This is a genomic window from Rhodococcus sp. FG69 (assembly GCF_057808915.1).
This window is the reverse complement of record NZ_JBMDIX010000002.1, coordinates 46,676-69,627: the sequence shown is the minus strand read 5'-3', so window position 1 is coordinate 69,627 and position 22,952 is coordinate 46,676. Positions and strand designations below refer to the sequence as shown.

At 63.8% G+C, this 22,952-nt stretch carries 21 protein-coding genes and 1 pseudogene; 19 read left to right on the top strand and 3 right to left on the bottom strand.

What is annotated here, in order from left to right:
• Nucleotides 1–49: 49 nt before the first annotated feature.
• The 3 genes from ACODSO_RS02765 to holA are packed head-to-tail and all read left to right on the top strand — an operon-like array spanning nucleotide 50 to nucleotide 3,462.
• A complete protein-coding gene (locus tag ACODSO_RS02765) occupies nucleotides 50–898 on the top strand; it encodes a ComEA family DNA-binding protein (RefSeq protein ID WP_489034864.1) in 849 nt (282 codons plus the stop codon).
• Nucleotides 895–2,436: a ComEC/Rec2 family competence protein gene (locus tag ACODSO_RS02760; RefSeq protein ID WP_489034862.1), complete on the top strand. Its 1,542-nt coding sequence runs from the start codon at nucleotides 895–897 to the stop codon at nucleotides 2,434–2,436. The genes ACODSO_RS02765 and ACODSO_RS02760 overlap by 4 nt, the downstream gene beginning before the upstream one ends.
• 51 nt (nucleotides 2,437–2,487) lie before the next feature.
• Nucleotides 2,488–3,462, top strand: a complete 975-nt coding sequence (gene holA / locus ACODSO_RS02755) for a DNA polymerase III subunit delta (protein WP_489034861.1) — start codon at nucleotides 2,488–2,490, stop codon at nucleotides 3,460–3,462.
• Nucleotides 3,463–3,547: 85 nt separating this feature from the next.
• Here the strand turns inward: holA and rpsT are convergent, their stop codons facing one another.
• Nucleotides 3,548–3,808, bottom strand: a complete 261-nt coding sequence (gene rpsT, locus ACODSO_RS02750) for a 30S ribosomal protein S20 (protein WP_068378685.1) — start codon at nucleotides 3,806–3,808, stop codon at nucleotides 3,548–3,550.
• 401 nt (nucleotides 3,809–4,209) lie between these two features.
• Between rpsT and ACODSO_RS02745 the strand changes: the two genes are divergently transcribed.
• The 4 genes and pseudogenes from ACODSO_RS02745 (at nucleotide 4,210) to ACODSO_RS02730 (ending at nucleotide 8,371) form a co-directional block, all read left to right on the top strand.
• Nucleotides 4,210–5,739, top strand: a complete 1,530-nt coding sequence (locus ACODSO_RS02745) for a circularly permuted type 2 ATP-grasp protein (RefSeq protein WP_489035102.1) — start codon at nucleotides 4,210–4,212, stop codon at nucleotides 5,737–5,739.
• Nucleotides 5,740–6,714, top strand: a complete 975-nt coding sequence (locus ACODSO_RS02740) for an alpha-E domain-containing protein (RefSeq protein ID WP_068378688.1) — start codon at nucleotides 5,740–5,742, stop codon at nucleotides 6,712–6,714.
• An 8-nt stretch (nucleotides 6,715–6,722) separates the two neighbouring features.
• Nucleotides 6,723–7,553, top strand: coding sequence for a transglutaminase family protein (locus tag ACODSO_RS02735; RefSeq protein WP_068378690.1), 831 nt, complete (start codon nucleotides 6,723–6,725; stop codon nucleotides 7,551–7,553).
• A gap of 48 nt (nucleotides 7,554–7,601) precedes the next feature.
• A pseudogene (locus tag ACODSO_RS02730) lies at nucleotides 7,602–8,371 on the top strand (aquaporin).
• On the opposite strand, the gene ACODSO_RS02725 reads toward ACODSO_RS02730, so the two are convergent.
• The gene (locus ACODSO_RS02725) at nucleotides 8,368–8,931 is read right to left on the bottom strand and encodes a type II toxin-antitoxin system PemK/MazF family toxin (protein WP_489034859.1); all 564 of its coding nucleotides are present in this window, start codon (nucleotides 8,929–8,931) and stop codon (nucleotides 8,368–8,370) included. The pseudogene ACODSO_RS02730 and the gene ACODSO_RS02725 sit on opposite strands and share 4 nt — an antisense overlap.
• Nucleotides 8,932–8,987: 56 nt before the next feature.
• Here ACODSO_RS02725 and lepA point away from each other — a divergent pair, with 56 nt between their 5' ends.
• Together lepA and ACODSO_RS02715 are read left to right on the top strand one after the other, a co-directional pair.
• Nucleotides 8,988–10,871, top strand: coding sequence for a translation elongation factor 4 (gene lepA, locus ACODSO_RS02720; protein ID WP_489034857.1), 1,884 nt, complete (start codon nucleotides 8,988–8,990; stop codon nucleotides 10,869–10,871).
• 18 nt (nucleotides 10,872–10,889) lie between these two features.
• Nucleotides 10,890–11,903 carry a nitronate monooxygenase gene (locus ACODSO_RS02715; protein WP_489034855.1) on the top strand — a complete coding sequence of 338 codons (1,014 nt, stop codon included), beginning with the start codon at nucleotides 10,890–10,892 and terminating at the stop codon, nucleotides 11,901–11,903.
• A 4-nt stretch (nucleotides 11,904–11,907) separates the two neighbouring features.
• Here the strand turns inward: ACODSO_RS02715 and ACODSO_RS02710 are convergent, their stop codons facing one another.
• Nucleotides 11,908–13,950: a glycoside hydrolase family 15 protein gene (locus tag ACODSO_RS02710; RefSeq protein WP_489034853.1), complete on the bottom strand. Its 2,043-nt coding sequence runs from the start codon at nucleotides 13,948–13,950 to the stop codon at nucleotides 11,908–11,910.
• A 115-nt stretch (nucleotides 13,951–14,065) separates the two neighbouring features.
• Between ACODSO_RS02710 and ACODSO_RS02705 the strand changes: the two genes are divergently transcribed.
• The 10 genes from ACODSO_RS02705 to ACODSO_RS02660 all read left to right on the top strand — a co-directional run bounded on the left by ACODSO_RS02705 (nucleotide 14,066) and on the right by ACODSO_RS02660 (nucleotide 22,952).
• The gene (locus tag ACODSO_RS02705) at nucleotides 14,066–14,296 is read left to right on the top strand and encodes a hypothetical protein (RefSeq protein WP_231912675.1); all 231 of its coding nucleotides are present in this window, start codon (nucleotides 14,066–14,068) and stop codon (nucleotides 14,294–14,296) included.
• Nucleotides 14,297–14,431: 135 nt separating this feature from the next.
• Nucleotides 14,432–14,533, top strand: coding sequence for an Ms4533A family Cys-rich leader peptide (locus ACODSO_RS02700; protein WP_489034851.1), 102 nt, complete (start codon nucleotides 14,432–14,434; stop codon nucleotides 14,531–14,533).
• A 188-nt stretch (nucleotides 14,534–14,721) separates the two neighbouring features.
• Nucleotides 14,722–15,744 (top strand): sulfate ABC transporter substrate-binding protein, encoded by a 1,023-nt coding sequence (locus ACODSO_RS02695; RefSeq protein ID WP_489034850.1) that lies wholly within the window; start codon nucleotides 14,722–14,724, stop codon nucleotides 15,742–15,744.
• Nucleotides 15,745–15,749: 5 nt separating this feature from the next.
• A complete protein-coding gene (cysT, locus tag ACODSO_RS02690) occupies nucleotides 15,750–16,595 on the top strand; it encodes a sulfate ABC transporter permease subunit CysT (protein WP_489034848.1) in 846 nt (281 codons plus the stop codon).
• A complete protein-coding gene (gene cysW, locus ACODSO_RS02685; protein WP_489034846.1) occupies nucleotides 16,592–17,392 on the top strand; it encodes a sulfate ABC transporter permease subunit CysW in 801 nt (266 codons plus the stop codon). The genes cysT and cysW overlap by 4 nt, the downstream gene beginning before the upstream one ends.
• Nucleotides 17,392–18,459, top strand: coding sequence for a sulfate/molybdate ABC transporter ATP-binding protein (locus ACODSO_RS02680; protein ID WP_489034844.1), 1,068 nt, complete (start codon nucleotides 17,392–17,394; stop codon nucleotides 18,457–18,459). The genes cysW and ACODSO_RS02680 overlap by 1 nt, the downstream gene beginning before the upstream one ends.
• Before the next feature lie 65 nt (nucleotides 18,460–18,524).
• Complete coding sequence (locus ACODSO_RS02675; RefSeq protein ID WP_489034842.1) at nucleotides 18,525–19,565, top strand: iron ABC transporter substrate-binding protein; 1,041 nt, start codon at nucleotides 18,525–18,527, stop codon at nucleotides 19,563–19,565.
• Nucleotide 19,566: 1 nt separating this feature from the next.
• Nucleotides 19,567–21,114 carry an ABC transporter permease gene (locus ACODSO_RS02670; protein WP_489034840.1) on the top strand — a complete coding sequence of 516 codons (1,548 nt, stop codon included), beginning with the start codon at nucleotides 19,567–19,569 and terminating at the stop codon, nucleotides 21,112–21,114.
• On the top strand, nucleotides 21,111–22,223 hold the full coding sequence (locus ACODSO_RS02665; RefSeq protein WP_489034838.1) for an ABC transporter ATP-binding protein: 1,113 nt from the start codon (nucleotides 21,111–21,113) through the stop codon (nucleotides 22,221–22,223). Before ACODSO_RS02670 ends, ACODSO_RS02665 begins: the two co-directional genes overlap by 4 nt.
• Nucleotides 22,224–22,271: 48 nt before the next feature.
• Nucleotides 22,272–22,952 carry a YoaK family protein gene (locus ACODSO_RS02660; RefSeq protein WP_068378727.1) on the top strand — a complete coding sequence of 227 codons (681 nt, stop codon included), beginning with the start codon at nucleotides 22,272–22,274 and terminating at the stop codon, nucleotides 22,950–22,952.

The window sequence follows — 22,952 nt, the reverse complement described above, 5'->3', positions numbered from 1 at the left end:
CTGCGGTGTCGTCCCGTCGGAGACCAGTGCCGTCGATACCGTCGCGGGTATGGCAAGTCCTCGAACGCAGCCGATCTCGCGAGACTCCACTCCGGTCGGACCTGGTTCTCCTGGAGCGCTCGATCGCAGTCCACGCGACGTCGACGCAAACCTGACACCGGACTGGCTGAGGCAGGACGAGCAGCGCGAATCGGCGCTCTCGGCCCACCTCCCGGAGCGATGGCGCGGTGCCCGTCTCGACCCCGGCCGAACCGGGATGCTCGCGCTGTGTGGCGTCGGAGTGACCGTCCTGATCGTGGCCGGGTACGCAATGCTGCGCGATGCGCCGGTCGTTGCGCCAGTGCCGACTCTGCCGATCGTGCAACCCATTTCGGAGGTCGAGGTCGCACCCTCCGGGACTGCAGCTCCGCCGTCGACCATCGTGGTCAGTGTGGTGGGTCTGGTTGCATCCTCGGGTCTGGTGAACCTTCCGGCCGGCTCACGCGTCGCCGATGCTCTCGAGGCCGCAGGTGGACCACTCGACGGCGCGGATGTGTTGGCGCTGAACTTGGCGGCCAAGCTCGCGGACGGTGACCAGATCGTGGTCGGTGCGCCACCGCCGGAGGGGAGGCCGATCATCAGTGGGACGGTGCAGGATTCTGCACCGGGAAGTGCCTCGACTTCGGCTACCGGAGCAACGGGCGCTGCAGGGGATGGCAGTGCAGGGGGCACAGTGAATCTCAATACCGCGACGGTGGCCGAACTCGACGCGTTGGACGGCGTCGGACCGGTGACGGCAGCGAGCATCATCGCCTGGCGGGAGGCGAACGGCGCGTTCAAGGACGTCGGGCAGTTGGCGGAGGTGGACGGTATCGGCCCGGTGCGCCTCGAAAAACTCAGAGGCCAGGTCACGGTGTGAACGAACCACTGATCCGCCCGCACGACGTGCGGCTGGTTCCGTGCGCGCTCGCCGGGTGGGGCGCCACGATCTGCGGGATTCTGGGCGGATCCGTCGTTGTCATCGTCCTCGCAGTGGCGTGGGTTTGTCTGTGTGTCGCAGTGCTGTACTGGCGAGCGCACCTGGGGCGCAGCGGCATCGGACTGATCACGATGGCAGTGATCGGTGGATGCTACTCGGGTGCGGCCGCCCTGCATGCCTGGGAATTCGAGACGAGCCCCGTGGTCGACGCCGCCGATGAACGGGCTTGGGTGAGCGCTGCGGTCGTGGTGCGCGAGGATCCACGCCGACTGCGCTCGCCCGGGCCTCCGACGGTGTCCGTCCGGGCCGAGCTGGTTCAGGTCGATATCGCGGGGATACCGATCGAGCTCGGTGGACGAGTGTCGGTGTTGGCCCCGGCAACCGAGTGGCAGCACCTGGTCCCCGGGCAGACCGTCGTCCTGCGGGGGCGACTCTCGCCACCCGACAGACAGGACCTCACGCTCGCTGTCGTTCGGGTAGACGGACCTCCGCTGCGCGTCGACGCACCTGGACCGGTGACGAGAACAGCTGCAGCAGTGAGAACGTCGCTTGCGGCAGCGGCATCGGATGCGCTGCCGGTCGATCAGGCAGGGTTGCTTCCGGGTCTCGTGGTCGGTGACGTGTCTGCATTGCCGGAAGACCTGGAGTCCGACTTTCGTGCAGCGGGACTGACCCACCTGACGGCGGTCTCCGGGGCGAATTTCGCAATCGTCCTCGGCGCAGTCCTGTTGCTGACCCGTGCCATTGCGATCGGACCACGCTCGACGGTAGTGCTGTGCGGGCTAGTGCTCCTGGCGTTCGTCGTCGTTGCCAGGCCGTCCCCGAGCGTGCTGCGTGCGGCGGTGATGGGCGGCATCGGACTGCTCGCGCTCGTCACAGGTCGTCGACGTCAGGCAGTCCCGGCCCTGTCCACTGCCGTGCTGGGCCTTCTGGCTTGCTGGCCCGAGCTGTCGGTCGACTTCGGCTTCGCACTGTCGGTGGCCGCCACCGCGGGCCTTGTCGTGGTGGCGCCGGTGTGGGTCGACTGGCTGCGTGCGCACGGTTGGGGCCGCGCGCCTGCCGAAGTCGTTGCCGTCGCCGCTGCAGCGCACGCGGTGACCGCGCCGATAGTGGCGGGAATGACGGGAACCTTTTCTGTGGTGGGAATTCTCGCCAATATTGCGGTGGCTCCGACGGTTGCGCCGATCACCGTTGTCGGTGTCGTCGCAGCCGTGTTCGCACCGTGGGCGGGCTGGCTTGCCTCGCTCGTACTCGAATTGGCGTCGGCGCCGCTGTGGTGGCTCGTTGCGGTGTCGCGGTGGTCGGCGTCACTGCCGGGCGCGGGTGTCGTGATGCCAAGTGGAGTTGCAGGGGCCCTGACGGTCTCGGTTGTCACAGCGGCGATGCTGCTGTTGTTACGGCTCCGCGTCTACCGGTGGGTACTGGGTGGAACGGTCGTAGCAGTACTTGTGATGTGGGTTGCGTCCTCGATCCTGTGACGCGAAGTGGCGTGTACGAACCCGTCGGACCGGCATGGCACGATCGTCAGCGTGAATGCGAACAATCCGGTGGAGTCTGTGCACCTCGTCCTCGGCGACGAAGAACTGCTGATGGATCGTGCTGTGGCGTCGATCGTCGCGCGAGTTCGAGCTGCTGCACCGGAGGGTGACGATCTACCGGTTACCAAGCTTCGTGCCGGCGATGCCAGTGCGCCGGAGCTTCTCGAGCTACTGAGCCCATCGCTGTTCGCGGAGGACCGTGTGGTCGTTCTCGAAGCGGCTGCAGAAGCAGGCAAGGATGCGGTGGCACTGGTCCTCGATGCCGCGTCGGATCCGCCCGAGGGAGCGGTGCTGGTCATCATGCACTCCGGCGGTGGGCGAGCGAAGGCGATGGTCGGCGCTCTACAGAAGGCAGGCGCCGTCACGCACGAATGCGCCAAGTTGACCAAAGCGGCCGAACGCGCAGATTTCGTCAAGCGTGAATTCAGTGCAGCCGACGTGCGGGTCAGCGGAGACGTCGTGGAGGCGGTCGTGGAGGCCGTGGGTTCCGAACTTCGCGAGCTGGCCGCAGCCTGTTCGCAGTTGGTGGCGGATACGGCGGGCAAGGTCGACGTCGACGCAGTCCGACGCTACTACTCGGGCAAGGCCGAGGTGTCCGGGTTCGACGTCGCCGAGAAGGCGGTGGTGGGGGATGTGCCCGGAGCATTGGAAGCTCTGCGTTGGGCGATGCACCGAGGCGTCCCGCATGTGCTCCTGGCCGACGCGCTGGCCGACGCAGTTCGCACCATTGCACTCGTCGGCTCGGCAGGCCGCGGTGACCCGTTCCGAATGGCGAGTGAACTCGGGATGCCGCCATGGAAGATCAAGAAGGCGCAAGCACAGGCCCGCGGATGGAACGGCCAGTCCATCGGGGAGGCACTGCAGATCGTCTCGCAGCTCAATGCAGACGTGAAAGGGCAGGCTGCCGATGCCGACTACGCGGTCGAGAACGCGGTGTCAGTCGTTGCCGCGCTGAGCAACCGGTAAGACGGGAACACAGGCTGGTAGTGCGTTGAGGAACGCAAAAAACCCGCTCGGCAATCCCGAGCGGGTTCTGCGTACTGCGTGAAAATCAGAGCTTGTTGACTGCCAACGACAGTGCCGACTTCTTGTTGGCTGCCTGGTTCTTGTGGATGACACCCTTGCTGGCTGCCTTGTCCAGCTGGCGACCTGCGGTAACGAGGATGGCGGACGCCTTCTCCTTGTCACCTGCGGACTCAGCGGCACGGAAGGAGCGAATGATCGTCCGCAGTGACGACTTCACCGACTGGTTGCGCAGACGGTTGCGCTCGTTGGTGAGAATCCGCTTCTTCTGGGACTTGATGTTGGCCACGCGTAAAATCCTTCTGTCTTCGTCGGTATTCCGGTCAGGGCGATCCATGCTGGAATGCCCGAAGTCTGCGGCCGAGCTATACAGCCCAGCGCCGAAGATCGAGAATACCAGCACCGGCGGCAGAACCCAATTCCGCCCGCGCGTGATCCAAGTATGCCTGCCTCGGCCGCCGGCCTGACACGGGGGCAATCTGTTGTCCTTTTCCAGAAATTAACGCGTCCAGCGCGCTTATCTCCTGTCTCTGTAGCAACATGACGCAGATGAGCCCGCGATCTGCAGCCACTGCCCAAGAGAAGGCCAAAATCAGTAAACCGAAGTCGCCGGCTCGCGAGAAGCCGGTCGTCGACGGTGTATTCAGCGGGTACTCCGACGTCGGAAAGTACGGTCTGGCCTTCGACGAGATGTTCGACGCGGACGGCAAGACTCGTACTCCGTACAAGGGAATCCACTCGGCGCTCGAGCCGTCCAGCTCGGCCGACCTCGACGCACGTTCGGACGCGCTCGGCCGCGCGTTCATCGATCAAGGCATCACGTTCTCGCTGTCGGGGCAGGAGCGGCCGTTCCCGCTCGACCAGGTGCCGCGTGTCATCGCTGCCGGCGAATGGTCACGCCTCGAGCGCGGAATCAAGCAGCGTGTCAAGGCGCTCGAGATGTTTCTCGCCGACATCTACGGAGACCAGGAGATCCTGCGTGACGGTGTAGTCCCGAAGCGTTTGGTGACCTCGTGTGAGCATTTTCACCGCGCAGCCATCGGGATCGTCCCGCCCAACGGAGTCCGAATTCACGTAGCCGGAATCGACCTCGTCCGAGACGCCCAGGGCACCTTCCGGGTGCTCGAGGACAACCTCCGGTCGCCGTCCGGTGTGTCGTACGTCATGGAGAACCGTCGGACGATGGCGCGTGTGTTCCCTGATCTCTTCGCCACGCACCGAGTGCGTGCGGTCGGCGACTACGCCTCGCATCTGCTTCGCGCACTGCGCGCATCCGCAGCACTGAACGAGGCCGATCCGACCGTCGTCGTCCTCACCCCGGGCGTTGCGAACTCGGCGTACTTCGAGCATTCGTTGTTGGCACGACTGATGGGCGTCGAACTCGTCGAAGGTCGAGACTTGTTTTGCCGCGACAACATCGTCTACATGCGTACTACCGAGGGCGAGCGTCAGGTCGACGTCATCTATCGACGTATCGACGACGACTACCTCGATCCGATGCAATTCCGTCCGGACTCGGTGCTCGGCGTGGCGGGACTCGTCAATGCTGCGCGAGCGGGCAATGTTGTGATTTCCAGCGCAGTCGGCAACGGGGTCGGCGACGACAAGCTGGTCTACACCTATGTGCCGACGATCATCGATTACTACCTGGGCGAGAAGCCGCTGCTGGCGAACGTCGACACGTTCCGGTGCTGGCTCGACGAGGAGTGCGAGGAAGTACTCGACCGAGTCGACGAACTGGTGATCAAACCCGTCGAAGGTTCCGGTGGTTACGGCATCGTCTTCGGGCCCGACGCGTCCCCGAAGGAACTGGCGACCATCAGCAAGAAGATCAGGGCGGATCCCCGAGGATGGATCGCCCAGCCGGTCGTGCAGCTCTCGACGGTGCCGACGAAGATCGGCGGCCGACTGGTTCCGCGGCACGTCGACTTGCGCCCGTTCGCGGTCAACGACGGTGAGGACGTGTGGGTGCTGCCCGGCGGTTTGACACGTGTTGCGCTTCCTGAGGGTTCGCTCGTGGTCAATTCGAGTCAGGGCGGCGGCAGCAAGGACACGTGGGTGCTCGCCACCCGCACATCTCAGGAAGAGCAGGAACTCACGGGCGAGGAGATCGTCAGCGAGCCACCCGAGGCCCCGATGGCAGAACAGGGACCGGAACTGACGATGGATCAGCAACAGCAACAGCAACAGCAGCAGCAAGTGAATGGCGCTGGACACTAGATGCTCGCGCGGAACGCAGAGTCGCTCTATTGGATCGGGCGATACGTCGAACGTGCCGACGACACGGCACGGATCCTCGACGTCACCGTTCATCAACTTCTCGAGGACGCCACCGTCGACCCCGACCACATCTCGCGGGTCCTGCTTCGAGTCCTCGGGTTCAAGCACGAGCCGGATGTGTCGCTCGACGTGTGGTCGTTGACCGAGTTGGTCGCGTTCAGTCGGGACGGAAGTGGGTCGATCGTCGACTCACTCTCCAGTGCTCGTGAGAATGCCCGCGGTGCACGGGAAGTCACGTCGAGTGAGATGTGGGAGTGCCTCAACACCACTTACAACGGCCTGACCGACCGCATCCGTTCGTCCAAACGAACCGGGCCGCACGAGTTCTTCAGCTACATCGAGGAACGAGCAGCGATGTTCGCGGGTCTCGCAGATTCGACACTCAGCCACGACGACGGCTACCGATTCCTCATCCTCGGTCGGTCCGTCGAGCGAATCGACATGACCGTCCGGCTGTTGCTCTCGCGCGCGGGGGACAGGCCGTCGTCACCTGCGTGGGTCACGGTGCTTCGTTCCGCAGGCGCGCACGATACCTATCTACGTACGTATCGCGGTGCCCTCGATGCGCAACGAGTGCTCGAATTCATGTTGTTGGACAGGTTGTTCCCTCGGTCGGTGTTCTATGCATTGAGTGAGGCAGAGCGGTCGCTGGACCAACTCGATCACCAGCCGAACAGCCGTGTGGGTGCACGTGCCGAAGCGCAACGATTGCTGGGCCGCGCGCGCAGTGAGCTCGAATTCTTGCGTCCCGGTGCGTTGTTGGACGATCTGCAGGAGAGGTTGCTCGCACTGCAGGAGACATGTAGAGACCTCGGCGAAGCGATTTCCAAGCAGTACTTCCACGCAGCGCCCTGGGTTGCATGGACCGACGCCGGATCCGGCGCGTACGAAGATCAACTGGAAGGTGAATTGTGAGCTGGCGTATGCGCGTTGTCCACACCACGGGCTATCAGTACGACGCGCCGGTGACGTCGTCGTACAACGAAGCGCGACTGACTCCGCGAAGTGACAACCGGCAGAACGTGATTCTCAATCGCGTCGAGACGAATCCGGTCACCAGAAGCTATCGCTACACCGACTACTGGGGAACCGCCGTCACGGCATTCGATCTGCACGCTCCCCACACCGAACTCGAGGTCACGGGGTCGTCCGTCGTCGAGACCGATCCGTTCTCTCCGCCGGAGGAGAAGGCGTCGTGGGAGGAACTGGCCAGCGAACCCGTCATCGACCGCTTCAACGAAGTCCTCGACAACACCGAGTACGTACCCAAGAACCGGCAACTCTCGGCAATAGCCAAGAAGCTGTCCAAAGGGCTTCCGCCACAGGAATCGGTAGTGGAGATTTCCAACTGGGTGAACCAGGAGATGTCCTACGTCCCCGGCACGACCGGTGTGCACACCTCTGCGGTCGAGGCATGGTCGGAAAAGAAGGGCGTCTGCCAGGACTACGCGCACCTGACGCTCCTTCTGCTGCGCAGCATCGGCATCCCGAGTCGCTATGTGTCCGGATACTTGCATCCCAAGAAACAGGCGACCATCGGCGCATCCGTCGAGGGTCAGAGCCACGCATGGATCGAGGCCTGGACGGGCGCATGGTGGGGCTACGACCCGACCAACGCGATCGCCGTCAACGAGCAGCACGTGTCGGTCGGGCTCGGCCGTGACTACGCCGACGTTCCGCCGCTGAAGGGCATCTTCTCGGGCGGCGGATCGACCGCCCTCGATGTTGTGGTAGAGATCACACGTCTGGCGTAACGTACTGCTCGGCAGGTTTCATCGGACCTTCTCAGCAGAGGTGGGCACATGTCGACGGCACAGGAGTACGTGGAACCGGAAGTCATCTCGGACACGAAGAAGTACGTCGCAGAAGCGATAGGAACATTCGTTCTGGTGTTCACCGCAGTCGGCACGGCGGTGTTCGCCGGCGACAAGGTCGGCAATCTCGGGGTGGCGCTGGCCTTCGGCCTGACGCTGCTGTTTCTCGTGTACGCGATCGGGCCGATCTCCGGATGCCACGTCAACCCGGCGGTGACCGTCGGGCAGGCGCTGCTCGGTAGGTTGTCCGCCGGGAAAGCCGGTCTCTACATAGTCGCCCAGCTGATCGGCGGCCTTGCAGCGGGCGCCGTTCTCTTTCGGTGGCCAATTCGCTGCCGTCGTACGACCGCGCCGTGAACGGGCTCGGTGGCAACGGTTGGGGTCAGCACAGCCCGTCGGCGATCAAGGGTCCATTCGGCGGCGTGCTCGAGAACGGCTACGGGATCGGTGCCGCCATCGTGATCGAGGTGTTGCTCACCGCGTTGCTCGTGTTCGTGGTCCTCGCCTCCACCGATCAGATTTCCGATGTTCCTCTGGCCGGTGTGTCGATCGGATTCACCCTCGCGGTGATCCACCTCGTGTCGATTCCGATCGACAACACGTCCGTCAATCCCGCACGAAGCCTTGCCGTCGCCCCGTGGCAGCCGGGGGCGCTCGGCCAGGTGTGGTTGTTCATCGTCTTCCCGCTGATCGGCGGGGCGCTCGGTGCGCTCACTTACCGCGGGGTGTTCGGGCGATACAACCGACTGGACTCCTAGGACCAGCTGTAGTCGGAGCGGAGCCGTGACGCGACGACGTCGAACTTCGTCTTGGCGAGAATTGCACCTTCACGACGAATACCGGTTTCGGGGACGTCGAGAACGCGGTCGAGCCTGATCCAGCTGGGGCGCCCCTCGGCGTCCCAGGATCCGGACCCGATCGACACCCAGTCGGGGTCGCCGTCGCGCTTGTCCTGGCTCGACAGCATCAGCCCTAGCAGCGTGTTCCCGTCACGCCCCACGACCAGGACGGGCCGGTCCTTGCCCTGGCTGGCGTCCTCCTCGTACGCCACCCACGTCCACACGATCTCGCCGGGATCGGCCTTGCCGTCCAGATCGGGGGAGTAGTCGACTGCTCGAGCTCGCTGGGCGGTCGGCACGGTGTGCGACGCGACCGGGCGGCCTGGCTCGACGGTCGGCGCGCCGCTCATCTTGCTGGTGATCGCGTCCTTACCTTTTTGCAGAGCACCCGAACTCTGCAACTGCCGAAACAGTCTCGGGCCCTCGCGGAGTGCGATGTTGCCGAGTTCCTTGGTGAATTTGCTCCAGTTGCCAGCCATGGGAGTCGAGTTTAGACAGCAGCCCGCGGAACTCGTCGACCGCCGGACGTGGGACGATGGGTCCGGATATCTCCTGCAAACGCCAGCAAAGGATACGAGTGCCCAGCTTCGCCGACACGACGTTCACCGATCCCTCCCGGATCAGGAACTTCTGCATCATCGCCCACATCGACCACGGCAAGTCGACGCTGGCAGATCGGATGTTGCAGCTCACGGGCGTCGTCGACGATCGGTCCATGCGGGCTCAATACCTCGACCGCATGGACATCGAACGCGAACGCGGCATCACGATCAAGGCGCAGAACGTTCGGCTGCCCTGGGTGGTCGACGGCGAGGAATTCGTCCTGCACCTCATCGACACCCCCGGCCACGTCGACTTCACCTACGAGGTCTCGCGTGCGCTCGAGGCGTGCGAGGGTGCGGTGCTGCTCGTCGACGCTGCGCAGGGGATCGAGGCGCAGACTTTGGCGAACCTCTACCTCGCCCTCGACAAAGAGCTGACGATCATCCCGGTCCTGAACAAGATCGATCTACCTGCCGCGGATCCCGATCGGTACGCCGCCGAGATCGCCCACATCATCGGTTGCGAGGCCGACGACGTGCTGCGGGTCTCCGGCAAGACCGGTGTCGGTGTCGAGGAGCTCCTCAACGAGGTCGTCAAGCTCGTTCCGGCGCCCGTCGGCAATCCCGACGGTCCGGCCCGCGCGATGATCTTCGACTCCGTCTACGACACCTACCGCGGTGTCGTCACCTACGTACGAGTCGTCGACGGCGCCCTCAACCCGCGCGAGAAGGTCACGATGATGTCGACCGGCTCGACGCACGAGTTGCTCGAAGTCGGTATCGTCTCGCCCGATCCGAAGCCGACCAAGGGCCTCGGTGTCGGTGAGGTGGGGTACCTCATCACCGGTGTCAAGGATGTGCGTCAGTCGAAGGTCGGTGACACCGTCACCACCTTCCGCAAGGGCGCAACCGAGCCGCTCACCGGGTACCGCGAACCTCGTCCGATGGTCTATTCCGGGCTGTACCCGCTCGATGGCTCCGACTACCCCGATCTGCGCGACGCGCTCGAGAAGCTTCAGCTCAACGACGCGGCGCTCACCTACGAACCTGAAACCTCGGTGGCTCTCGGCTTCGGGTTCCGCTGCGGCTTCCTCGGACTGCTGCACATGGAGATCACGCGTGAGCGTCTCGAGCGCGAGTTCAACCTCGATCTCATCTCCACCTCGCCGAACGTCGTCTACCGCGTCGAGATGGAAGACAAGACCGAGCACATCGTCACCAACCCGTCGTACTGGCCCGAGGGCAAGGTGCGTGACGTGTACGAGCCGATGGTGAAGTGCACGATCATCTCGCCGAGCGAGTTCATCGGTTCGATCATGGAGCTGTGCCAGGGCAGGCGCGGCGAGCTCGGCGGAATGGACTATCTGTCCGAGACACGTGTCGAGCTGCGCTACACCATCCCGATGGCCGAGATCATCTTCGATTTCTTCGACATCCTGAAGTCGCGCACCCGTGGGTACGCGAGCCTCGACTACGAGGAGATCGGCGAGCAGAGTGCAGCGCTGGTCAAGGTCGACATCTTGCTCCAGGGTGAGGCGGTGGACGCATTCTCGGCGATCGTGCACAAGGACGCTGCTGCCGCATACGGCAACAAGATGACGACCAAGCTCAAGGAACTGATCCCTCGCCAGCAGTTCGAGGTGCCGATCCAGGCCGCAATCGGATCACGCATCATCGCGCGCGAGAACATCAGGGCAATCCGCAAGGACGTCTTGGCGAAGTGCTACGGCGGCGATATCAGCCGTAAGCGCAAGCTGCTCGAGAAGCAGAAGGAAGGCAAGAAGCGGATGAAGACCATCGGCCGCGTCGAGGTGCCGCAGGAGGCGTTCGTCGCTGCGCTGTCGTCCGAGTCGTCGACGGACAAGCCGAAGAAGTAGCACTCACAGGGGAGGAACATGACGTCGCGAATCCTTGGGGCACTGTCGGTCCCGATCATCAGCGCACCGATGGCGGGGGGACCGTCGACGCCCGAGATGGCGATTGCGGTCTCTCGGTCCGGCGGACTCGGCATGCTTGCCGGTGCACTCCTCGATATCGACAGATTCGCCGCCCAGGTGGCGGAGATGCGCGAGGTTCTGTTCGGCGTCAACCTCTTCCTGCCCGACGATCCGACGGGTGCTGACGTCGAGGCCTACGTCCGACACATCACTCCGTGGCTCGACAAATTCAACGTCGAGCCCGGGGTTCTGCCACGCCGCGACGACTTCTATCCCGAGAAGTTCCGCTGGCTCGTCGACAACCCGGTGCCGCTCGTGTCCAGCACATTCGGAACATTCAGTGCCGCTGAAGTAGCCGCACTGCAGGAGGTCGGTACCGAAGTGTGGTGCACCGTCACCTCGGCCGCAGAGGCCATCGAAGCCGATGCCAACGGCGTCGACGCTCTCGTCGTGCAAGGGCCCGAAGCGGGTGGCCACCGGGGGAGTTTCGACGGTTCGTCCCCGGAAGCGCCCCTCGCCGATGTGCTGGCGGCTGTCCGCGCAGTGTCGGAGCTGCCGAGAATCGCAGCCGGTGGACTGATGGATGGCACCGACATCGCGCCGCTGCTGGAATCCGGAGCAGCGCACGCAGCGCAACTCGGAACCGCGTTTCTGAACACTTCGGAAGCTGGGACAAGGCAGGTTCACCGCGAACAACTGACGTCGACGCCGGAAACCGCTGTCACACGTGCTTTCTCGGGTCGGCCGGCGAGAGGGATCGTCAACGAGTTCATGCGCGACAACTCGGAGGATGCGCCGCTCGCGTATCCGGACGTGCATTATCTGACCGCGCCGATGCGGGCCGAGGCAGGCAAAGCAGGCGATCCGGCTGCGCTGTCCATGTGGGCTGGCACCGGGCACCTCCGCACCCGCGAGGCGACGGTGTCCGAGCTGATGGCCGAGTGGGCCGATCAGCTCGAACACCGACCCTGACTTCTCAGTTGGTGTGCGCGGGCTGGAAGTGTCCAGCCGCCTGAGATTCTTCGGCGCGGATAACGTGCACGACTGCGTTGATCAAAGCCAGATGGGTGAACGCCTGTGGGAAGTTCCCGAGGTGCCGACCGGTTCGGGCGTCGATCTCTTCCGCGTAGAGCTTGAGTGGGCTGGCGTAGCCGAGAAGGCGTTCGCACAGATGCTTGGCGCGGGGGAGTTCGCCGATCTCGACGAGCGCCGATACCAGCCAGAAGGAACAGATCGTGAACGTTCCTTCTTCACCTTCGAGGCCGTCGTCGGTGGTGTCGACCATGTAGCGCAGGACGAGGCCGTCGACGGTCAATTCGTCGGCGATCGCCAGCACGGTGGCTCGAACCCGCGGATCGTCGGCAGGTAGGAATCGAAGCAGCGGCACGAGAAGCAGCGAGGCATCGAGTGATTCGTGCCCGTATCGCTGCGTCAGGACGCCACGTTCGTCGACGCCGTGCTCGAGAATGTCCTCCTTGATCTCGTCGGCGATCTCGTTCCATTGATTCGCGTATTCCGTCTCTCCGTGGATTGCCGCGAGCTTCGCTCCGCGATCGAGTGCGACCCAGCACATGACCTTGGAGGAGGTGAAATGCTGCGGTTCGCCGCGTACTTCCCAGATGCCGCGGTCGGGTTTGCGCCAGTTGGCAATCGCTTCCTCGACCTGCCGCTTGAGCAGCGGCCACAGCGACTCGGGGACGTGCTCGCGTGACTTGACGTGTAGGTACACGGAGTCGAGCATGGTGCCCCAGATGTCGTGCTGCTCCTGGTTGTACGCGCCGTTTCCGATGCGTACGGGCTTGGCGCCGTCGTAGCCGGACAGGTGCGACAGTTCGCTTTCCTCCAGCGTCTTCTCGCCGCCGATTCCGTACATCACCTGCAGTGGATTCGCGCGCCCGTCCTCGGTCATCGAGACATCCGACATGAACGAGAAGAAGTCGTTGGCCTCTCGGTCGAGACCCAGCGTGTACAGGCCCCACAGTGCGAACGTCGAATCGCGGACCCACGCGTAGCGGTAGTCCCAGTTACGTTCTCCACCGGGAGTTTCCGGAAGAGATGTCGTCGACGCCGCCAGTAGCGCTCCGGTCGGTGCGTAGGTCAGGCCTTTCAACGCCAGCGCACTGCGCTGCAGGTAGCCACGCCACGGATGATCAGGGAAGCGCCCGATCGTGATCCACTGTCGCCAGCACTCGGAGGTACGCCACATCTTCTCGGCAGCCTCGTCGAACGTTTGCGGTGCCGGCAGATCCGACCACGACAACGCAATGAAGACGTTGTCTCCCTCGGTCATCCGAGTGCGGGCTCGTGCTTCGCGCCCCTCGATGCCGAGTCGAAGATTGCTGGTCAGTTTCAGGGTCGGCTGGTCGCCTACGGAACTGGCCTCACAGGTGGCCGTAGCCTCCTCGTAGACCTTGCCGGTGTACTCCCATCGAGCGGGAGCCCGGTGATAGTCGAACGCGGGCTCGCAACTCATCTCGAGCTCGACGGTGCCGTTGACACACTTGATCGTTCTGAGCAGGATGTGCTCGGCGTCCCAATCCGTAGGGGCCCGCTTGTGGGTGCGGGACCGCTGATCGGTGTTGTGCCACGGTCCCATCACCAGTGCGTCTCGGATGATCAGCCATCCGGTCTCGGTCTGCCACGTCGTCTCGATGATCAGCCCACCCGGCAGGTATCGGCGGGCGGCGGGAACGGACTGCCCGTACGGTCCGACGCGAAAGTGCCCGGCACTTCGGTCGAGGACTGCGCCGAAAACGCTGGGCGAGTCGGGTCGTGGGACACACATCCACTCGACGGACCCGTTGCGGGCGATGAGGCACGTCGTCTCGCAGTCGGACAGAAAGGCATAGTCGTCGATGGGTGGGAACGAGCTGCGATAGGAAATTACCGAGGACACGGGCGCGTCCGTGCTTTCCAGAGCTCCCTGCCCGGCCAGTTCCTCCCCTCCCAGCGCCCCTGGCCGTGGTATCGAATCATCACGCACGGGCACTACCGTCGACTGCTCTTCGAATGCCGTCATACGCCAATCATCGACTTCGCGGTCCCTGTCGTCCACCGCTGGCTGTTCTCGGCGTGGCGCACCGGAAGTGGCAGGGAGTGAAGCGTGCGGGCGCGACCCCTCTATGGTGGAGCCTGTGCACGCGATAGCCAGGTGGTGGGACGGGATCGAACTCTGGATCACCGGTTTGCCGTTCGTGCCGCAGTCGATCGTGGTTCTTCTCGTGGTCGTACCCGCGGCCTTCGGGTTGGCGCGGATAGTCGACGGTGTGCTCGCCACGATTCTTCACCTGCTCGGCCGCGATAGGCCGTCCGAGATGGATGCGGTGCCCGCCGCACCCGACTCGCCGATAACGGAAGGTCACTGATGCCGAAGTCGAGGGTCACTCTCGCCCTGATCGCATTGCTCGTGCTCGTCGTGCTCGCATGGTTTCTGACCAGGTGACTTCGTAGTCGCTGTGCACAATTAGAGTCCGCCGGGTTCCTCTGCTAGATTTCTGTCCGTGTCTGCCGCTGCCGTGTACCGGGTCCGCCATGAATTGGCGTTGATCGCAGTCGGCATGCTCGCGGTCGCCGACATCGACTGTTGTCGATCCTCATTCTGAGCGCCGGTTCGATTCGGTAGTTTCTCGTGCCCACATCCGTGTGCGCCGCGTCGAGTTTCGCCGTCGCCGGTAGCGCCCCACGTCGAGTCGGGCCGCTCCACGCCGTGATCACCCCTCTTCTCTGTCTTCGTTGTGCGGTTCTGTCCGCACCGTCCTCGTGACGATCATTCGATGAAAGGCTTGTCTCGATGAAGCGCAACTCTCGATACCTGCTCACCACATTCGCGGCCGTAGGGACGCTGGTGCTGGCTGCTTGCGGAGGTGGATCGAGCGACGTCGTCGGAGGCGACGGCGGGTCGAGCGACGGAACCGCACTCACTCTGGTCGGGTACGCCGTGCCGAAGAACGGCTGGGACCTGATCGGACCCGCGTTCGCCGCCACCGAAGGCGGCAAGGACACGGCCATCAACGCCGACTACGCCGCCTCGGGAAACCAGTCGCGCAAGGTCGCCGACGGCGCCCCTGCCGATATCGTCAACTTCTCGGTCGAGCCCGACGTGACGCGTCTGGTCAAGGCCGGCATCGTCGACGAGGCATGGAACGAGAATGCCTACGGCGGAGTGCCTTTCGGGTCGGTCGTCACGCTCGTTGTGCGCGAAGGTAACCCGAAGAACATTCAGACCTGGGACGATCTACTGAAGCCGGATGTCCAGGTCATCAGTCCGAGCCCACTCAGCTCAGGATCGGCGAAGTGGAATCTCCTCGCGCCGTACGCGGCGAAGAGCAACGGCGGCCAGGACAAGCAGGCCGGGCTGGATTATGTTCAGCAGCTCGTATCCGGACACTTCCCGGTCCAGCCCGAGTCCGGCCGCGCCGCAACGGAAGCGTTCCTGCAGGGCCAGGGTGACGTGCTCCTCAGCTACGAGAACGAGGCTCTCCTGATCGAGGAGCGGGGAGAGAAGGTCGAGCACATCGACGTCGCCGACACGTTCCGAATCGACAACCCCGTCGCCGTCGTCAACACGAGTTCACAGCTGGAGAAGGCCAACGCGCTCAACGACTTCATCTACGCCGAGGAGGGGCAGCGCATCTGGGCCGAGGCAGGCTTCCGACCGGTCGATCCCGAGATCGCCGCCGAGTTCTCCGACAAGTTCTTCACCCCTGAGACGCTCCGCACGATCGACGATCTCGGTGGCTGGGAGTCGGTGGACACGGAACTCTTCGGCGACAACGGTGCCATCACGGCGATATACAAAGAGAGCACCGAGTAACACCGATGTCGACGACAAGTGCAGATCCCGCACCGCGGAAGGGCAGGAAGTTCAGAGGCCCGGGCTCGGTCGGTCCGCTGGGCCTCGGTGTCGCGGTCCTGTGGTTGAGCATCATCGTTCTGCTGCCGCTCGCCGCCCTGACCGTCAAGTCGTTCGACGACGGCCTGGCCGGCTTCTGGGATGCCATCACCACGAACCGTGCGATCGCGACGTTCAAGGTCACACTCGAGGTCTCCGCGGCGGCCGCCGTCGTCAACCTCGTGTTCGGTACTTTGATCGCCTGGGTGTTGGTGCGCGACGAGTTTCCCGGTAAGAAATTCGTCAACGCTCTGATCGACCTTCCGTTCGCGCTCCCCACCATCGTCGCCAGCCTCGTGCTGCTCTCGCTCTATGGCCCAGCGAGCCCGATCGGCCTGGTGTTCAACGCCACCAAGCCCGCTGTGGTCGTGGCACTGCTGTTCGTCACGCTCCCGTTCGTCGTGCGGGCTGTGCAGCCGGTGCTGATCGAACTGGATCGGGAGGTCGAGGAGGCAGCTGCGTCGCTCGGTGCGAACAACTGGACGATCTTCCGCACGATCGTGCTACCGGTCCTGTTGCCCTCGGTGCTCAGCGGGACCGGACTCGCCTTCGCTCGCGCGATCGGTGAGTTCGGATCCGTCGTGTTGATCGGCGGCAACATTCCCGGGGAAACGCAAATCGCGTCGCAGTACATTCGCGAGCTGATCGAATACGACCGACCGGTCGACGCAGCAGCCATCTCGGTGGTTCTTCTCGCGCTTGCTTTCGTCGTACTGTTTGTACTCCGCATCGTCGGAAACCGCCTCGCTCGGCGAGAGGAGCAAAACCGATGAAGATCGCTGTCCCGATCAAACTGTCGCTCCGCACGATTGCCCTCCTCTATCTTGCGGCGCTCGTTCTCTTTCCACTCGGCGCGATTCTGTACCGAACCTTCGAGAACGGGTTCGTCGAGTTCTGGGGTCTCATTACGACGCCTGCGGCGCAATCCGCACTGCAGCTGTCGTTGCTCATCGTGGCTATCGTGGTGCCGATCAACGTCGTGTTCGGAGTCATCACGGCGTTGGCGTTGGTGCGCGGGCGTTTTCGAGGCAAGGGGATACTCGAGTCCATAGTCGACCTTCCGTTCGCGGTGTCACCCATCGTCACCGGTGTCGCCCTGATCCTGCTGTGGGGCGCGAACGGGTGGTTCGGTGGAATCGAAAGCCTCGGGTTCAAGATCATCTTCGCGCTTCCCGGCATGGTCATCGCGACGATATTCGTGACCCTTCCGTTCGTGGTGCGCGAGGTCGAGCCGGTTCTGTACGAGATCGGGGAGGAGCAGGAAGAGGCGGCATCGACGCTGGGCGCGTCGTCGCTACAAACGTTCTGGCGCATCACTCTTCCGGCGATCCGGTGGGGATTGACCTACGGAATCGTGTTGACGGTGGCCCGTTCACTCGGTGAATTCGGTGCCGTGATCATGGTGTCGACCAACCTGCCCGGCATCTCGCAGACCCTGACACTCCTGGTCAACTCGCGGTACGAGGACTTCAACCCGCAGGGTGCCTACGCGGCGTCGACTCTGCTCATGTTCATCGCCGTCATCGTGCTGCTTCTGATGACTACCCTCGACAAGAAGAGGACGAAGTAATGACTGCACCGAAGGCCGACCAGATCGAGATCTCCGTAGTCGGCGGCAAGAAGAACTACGGCGACTTCGCCGCTCTCGACGACGTCAGCATCGACATCCCCAAGGGGTCGCTGACTGCACTGCTCGGTCCGAGTGGCTCGGGAAAGTCGACGCTGCTGCGATCGATCGCGGGTCTGGAGCAGCTCGATTCGGGTCAGGTGATTCTGGGTGGACAGGACGTCACCTGGATCAGCCCTCAGCGTCGTGAGATCGGGTTCGTGTTCCAGCACTACGCCGCGTTCAAGCACCTCAGCGTCCGCGACAACGTGGCGTTCGGGCTGAAGATCAGGAAGCGCCCGAAGGCGGAGATCAAGCGCAAGGTCGACGAACTGCTCGAGATCGTCGGCCTGGCGGGGTTCCAGAACAGGTTCCCGGCTCAACTGTCCGGCGGCCAACGACAGCGGATGGCGCTCGCGCGCGCGCTGGCGGTCGACCCGCAGGTGTTGCTTCTCGACGAGCCGTTCGGTGCGCTCGACGCGAAGGTCCGTGAGGACCTGCGGACGTGGCTACGTCGGCTGCACGACGAGGTCCATGTGACAACGGTTCTCGTCACACACGACCAGGAGGAGGCCCTCGACGTCGCGGACCGCATCGCGGTGTTGAACAAGGGCAGGATCGAACAGGTCGGCACGCCGGAGGATCTGTACGACCGTCCGGAAACCGACTTCGTGATGTCGTTTCTCGGGCAGGTCTCGAAGTTGAACGGGATGCTGGTACGCCCCCACGACATTCGGGTGGGCCGGGATCCGAGCATGGCGCTCGCGCAGGCGACCGGTACTGCGGAATCTGCCGGGGTCACGCGCGCGGTCGTCGAGCGCGTCGTGCACCTCGGGTTCGAGGTCAAGGTCGAGTTGAAGAACTCGGCTACGGGTGAGGCGTTCACGGCTCAGATAACCCGGGGTGACAGCGAGGCGCTGCAGCTCGAAACAGGGGAGTCGGTCTATGTGCGGGCCACCCGAATCCCGAAGGTGGCCGCAAGCGGCGGCGTTCCCGACGCCGAGACAGCGGCAGCGGGGCAAGCTAGCTGAGGCTGGCCTAACGGTGTATGTTTCTCCCGGTATGTCGTTTTTGTCGCTAGATTTCAGGGAGAATCATGGGTCGCGTTCATCGTTTGGCGCTGCTGTCCATCAGCGCAACTGTTGCTGTCGGATTGGTGGGGTGTAGTTCGTCGCCCGAGGAGTCTGACCCGGGTGCGCAGACCAGCGGGACGAGCACCGAGTCGGTCGTCGTCTACTCGGGACGCGACGAGGACCTCGTCGATCCATTGATCTCTCGTATCGGCGGAAACATCGAAGTCGACTACTCCGGCAACACCAACGCGCAAGCCGCGAAGATCCTCGAAGAGGGCGATGCGTCGCCCGCCGATGTCTTCTACGGCCAGGACGCCGGCGCGCTCGGCGCGTTGGACGAGGCGGGAGCATTGGCACCATTGCCGCAGGACATCCTCCAACTCGTGCCCGAGCAGTATCGCGGCGCCGACGGCACCTGGGTCGCGACATCCGCGCGCGCGAGGGTCCTGGCGTACAACTCCGACATCGTCACCGCGTCCGACCTGCCGACCGGCATCGACGGGCTGTTGGATCCGCGCTGGCGCGGACAGATCGGCTACGCACCGACCAACGCATCGTTCCAGGCATTCGTCACCGCACTGCGCGTGCAGCGTGGGGAAGACGGAGCCCGTCAGTGGTTGGACGGATTCCTCGCGAACGAACCGGTTGCCTTCGAGGGCAACGGCCCGCTGATGACCGCAGTGAACGACGGACAGGTGGCCACCGGGCTGACCAACCACTATTACTGGTACCCGTTCAAGGCCGAGAACGGCGACGCGGCACCGATCGAACTGCACTACTTTGCACCGGGTGACCCTGGCGCGCTGGTGAACGTCGCAGGCGCAGGTGTTCTCGCGACGTCGACCAATCAGGAAGCGGCGCAGGATTTCGTACGCGAACTCCTGTCCGCGGAATCGCAGGCCTACTTCGCCGACGAAACCGCCGAGTACCCCGTGATCGACGGAGTCACATCGAGCTACGACCTTCCGCCGCTCGCCGATCTGGGCGCATCCGACATCGATCTGGGCCAGCTGGCATCGCTCGAGCAGACTCAGGCGTTGCTCACCGAGGTCGGAATGATCTAGCTTGACGTATCTCCACCGCGGCCGCCCGATACTCGCGGCGGCCGCGTCGATCGTTGCTCTCGGTGCGCTGACGCCCCTGGTCTATCTCGCACTTCGATCGTTCGAGGGCGGAGTGGGCAAAGCGTCGACTCTGCTGTTTCGTCGGCGAACACTCGACCTCGCGCTGCGTACGGCTGCACTGACCTCGGTCGTCGCAATCGCATGCCTGATCCTGGGAATTCTCGCAGCATGGTTGGTGACGCGGACGAATCTTCCGGGTCGCCGGTTCTTCGCGGTCGCGCTCTGCGCGCCACTGGCGATCCCTTCCTACGTCTCGGGATACGTCTGGATTGCGGAATTCCCGTCGCTTGCAGGCTTCTTCGGGGCTGCCCTCGTGCTGTCCATGTCGTGCTTTCCGCTCGTGATGTTGCCCGTCGCCGCCGCGTTTGCCGCGGCAGACCCGGGGCGAGCGGAAGTGTCCCGGACGCTGGGGCGAGGCGCACTGCGTACTGCATTGACCGTGGAACTTCGGTATGTACTACCGTCGGCGGCCGCGGGCGTACTGCTCGCTTCGCTGTACACCATCAGCGATTTCGGTGCCGTCGCACTGATGCGGTACGACGCGTTCACGCTGGGGATCTACAGCGCTTACCGCGGCGGTCTGGACAGGACCGCCGCATCGATCCTCGGTCTCGTGCTCGTACTGATGGCACTCGTTCTGACTCTGGCCGAGCGGCGTACTCGTCGGGGAGCAACTGCGCGTATCGGCTCCGGCTCACCTCGCGCAGCCGAGTCGGTCGAGCTAGGACGCTGGACGCTTCCGGCCCTGCTGATGGTCTCCACGTTGCTGGCGACGGCGGTGGCGGTGCCGATCCTGGGTCTCGTACGGTGGCTGGTTCGGTCGTTTAGATTCACCATCGATTGGGTCGACGTCATCGACACGACCCTCGCGACGCTGCGGTACTCGGCGCTAGCGGCACTCGCCGTGGTGATCCTCGCGCTCCCCGTCGCGCTGTACGCCGCTCGGTCGACATCGCCGGTGGCACGGGCTGCGGAACTGTCGACCTATATTGCGCACGGTCTGCCTGGAATCACCGTCGGACTTGCGGTCGTATTCATCGGAATACGGCTTCTCCCATCGATCTATCAAACTGCAACTCTGCTCGTCCTGGCCTATGTGGTTCTGTTCCTTCCGTTGGCGGTCGGGTCGACCAGAGCGGCGATCCACGCCTCACCCGTTGTGCTCGAGGATGTCTCGCGCACGCTGGGAAGCACGCGCACTCGAACGGACATCCGTGTGACGTTGCCCATCGCAGTGCCCGGAATTGCGGCGGGCGGGGCACTGGTGTTCCTGACCGTCGCCAAGGAACTGCCTGCCACGTTGCTTCTTCGTCCTCGCGGGGTCGACACCCTGGCGACCGAACTGTGGTCGACGACGCAGGTATTCAAGTACGGCGAAGCGGCTCCCTACGCTTTCGCCCTGATCGTAGTGTCGGCAGTCCCGACGTTCGTTCTCGATCGGGCGATCCGTCGTCGAGGCGAACGATCGATCCGAAAGGAGAACCTGTGAGCGAGCTTTCGGTACGCGGACTCGGCGCGTCCTACGGCAGGCGCGAAGTACTGTTCGATCTCGATCTGGACCTCGAGGCGGGCGAAATGCTCGCAGTCCTCGGTCCATCGGGGTGCGGTAAGACAACGCTGCTCCGTTCGTTGGCCGGTCTGCATCGCATCGATCGCGGCTCCATCACGCTGGCGGGGACCGTGTTGGCGGCACCACCGTCGACGCACGTCCCGCCCGAACACAGACGAATCGGACTGATGCCACAGGAAGGCGGACTGTTCCCGCACCTGAGCGTGGGTGAGAACGTCGGATTCGGTTTGGTGAATTCGTTGCCGCACAAGCGTCGGGGTGACCGTGCCCGGCGCCGCTCCCGCGTGGAAGCCATGCTCGAACTCGTCGGATTGCCCGATGCGATCGACGTCGATCCGCGCGAGCTGTCCGGAGGGCAGCAGCAGCGTGTGGCACTCGCGCGTGCACTGGCTCCGAACCCTTCCGTGGTGCTGATGGACGAACCGTTCGCGTCCCTGGATGCCGGCCTACGTTCGGGCCTTCGACGTGAAGTGCGAGAGCTGTTGCACAGCAGTGGAACTCCGTCGATTCTGGTGACACACGACCGTACCGAGGCGATGACCACGGCCGACCGCGTCACGGTTCTGCTCGACGGATCCACGGCACAGACAGGTACGCCGCACGAGCTCTACCATCGCCCGAGTTCGGAGGCCGTCGGTGCATTCGTCGGCGAAGCGATGATGGTGGAGGGGCTGGGGATTGGAATGGCCGCCGAGACGGTATTCGGGACCATCCCGGTGACAGGCGTGGCATCCGGCAGTGGCCGCGTGCTCGTCCGGCCGGAGCAGCTCACGCCGATTGCCGATTCGGATGGCGATTTCGTGATCGTGGAGACAGTCTTCGCAGGACCTCAATCCCTGCAAACGCTCGAACACCTCACCTCCGGCGCGAGGTCGACTGCGTGGGTGCGCGGTACCGAAATATGTGAAGAAGGGGAGAGGGTTCGGGTAAAGGTCTCCGGACCGGTGGCGTTCTTCGACGCGGTCGGCACCGGAGACTGTGATCGCAAAAAGACTGTGACCCAGGTGGATCAACCTGCACCGTCGTGACCGATTACACGGAGACGAATGCCTGCCGGTTCTCTATCGTCGGACACTATGCCATCCGTGTTCGATTCCGAAGCCCGATTGTCCTGGATCCTGGCCGGACTCGCAGGTCTCGTCGGCGCCGCCGCGTTCACCAATACGGCAGGCTACTTTGTCACCTTCATGACCGGCAATACCGAGCGTGCTGCAGTCGGGTTCTTTCGCGGTGAGAACGCGATGGCAGCAGCGGCCATACTTCTCATTCTGACTTTCGTTGCCGGGGTGGTGATCGCGTCTTTGTGTCGCCGTCACCTCTGGAATGATCACCCTCACGGCGCGACAGTGCTGACCACGATCACACTGGCGATCGCGTCGGTCGTCGACGTGATCATGAGCGGGTGGAGCGCGCCGCAAGTGCAGTTCGTTCCTATCCTGTTCATCTCGTTCGCGATGGGCGCGCTCAACACGTCGTTCGTGAAGAACGGTGAGGTGTCCATTCCGCTGAGCTATGTGACCGGAACTCTCGTCAAGATGGGTCAGGGCATGGAGCGGCACATCAGTGGCGGTTCGGTGAGGGACTGGCTCGGATACTTCTTGCTCTATGCGGGTTTTGCCGCCGGCGCGGTGATCGGCGGAGTCATGAGCTTGGCGATCACCGGGCCACAGGTCTTGATCGCCGCGACTGTGGTCTGCGCGGTCACGACGTTGTACACCTACCGTCGCACCGAAGAAGACTCGACGATCCTCGGCTGA

Coding starts and splice junctions, on each gene's coding strand:
- ACODSO_RS02765 (WP_489034864.1), top strand. CDS start 50: ATGGCAAGTCCTCGAACGCAGCCGATCTCGCGAGACTCCACTCCGGTC.
- ACODSO_RS02745 (WP_489035102.1), top strand. CDS start 4,210: ATGTTCGACGCGGACGGCAAGACTCGTACTCCGTACAAGGGAATCCAC.
- ACODSO_RS02740 (WP_068378688.1), top strand. CDS start 5,740: ATGCTCGCGCGGAACGCAGAGTCGCTCTATTGGATCGGGCGATACGTC.
- ACODSO_RS02735 (WP_068378690.1), top strand. CDS start 6,723: ATGCGCGTTGTCCACACCACGGGCTATCAGTACGACGCGCCGGTGACG.
- ACODSO_RS02725 (WP_489034859.1), bottom strand. CDS start 8,931: ATGGCTGGCAACTGGAGCAAATTCACCAAGGAACTCGGCAACATCGCA.
- lepA (WP_489034857.1), top strand. CDS start 8,988: ATGGGTCCGGATATCTCCTGCAAACGCCAGCAAAGGATACGAGTGCCC.
- ACODSO_RS02715 (WP_489034855.1), top strand. CDS start 10,890: ATGACGTCGCGAATCCTTGGGGCACTGTCGGTCCCGATCATCAGCGCA.
- ACODSO_RS02710 (WP_489034853.1), bottom strand. CDS start 13,950: ATGACGGCATTCGAAGAGCAGTCGACGGTAGTGCCCGTGCGTGATGAT.
- ACODSO_RS02695 (WP_489034850.1), top strand. CDS start 14,722: ATGAAGCGCAACTCTCGATACCTGCTCACCACATTCGCGGCCGTAGGG.
- cysT (WP_489034848.1), top strand. CDS start 15,750: ATGTCGACGACAAGTGCAGATCCCGCACCGCGGAAGGGCAGGAAGTTC.
- cysW (WP_489034846.1), top strand. CDS start 16,592: ATGAAGATCGCTGTCCCGATCAAACTGTCGCTCCGCACGATTGCCCTC.
- ACODSO_RS02680 (WP_489034844.1), top strand. CDS start 17,392: ATGACTGCACCGAAGGCCGACCAGATCGAGATCTCCGTAGTCGGCGGC.
- ACODSO_RS02675 (WP_489034842.1), top strand. CDS start 18,525: ATGGGTCGCGTTCATCGTTTGGCGCTGCTGTCCATCAGCGCAACTGTT.
- ACODSO_RS02660 (WP_068378727.1), top strand. CDS start 22,272: ATGCCATCCGTGTTCGATTCCGAAGCCCGATTGTCCTGGATCCTGGCC.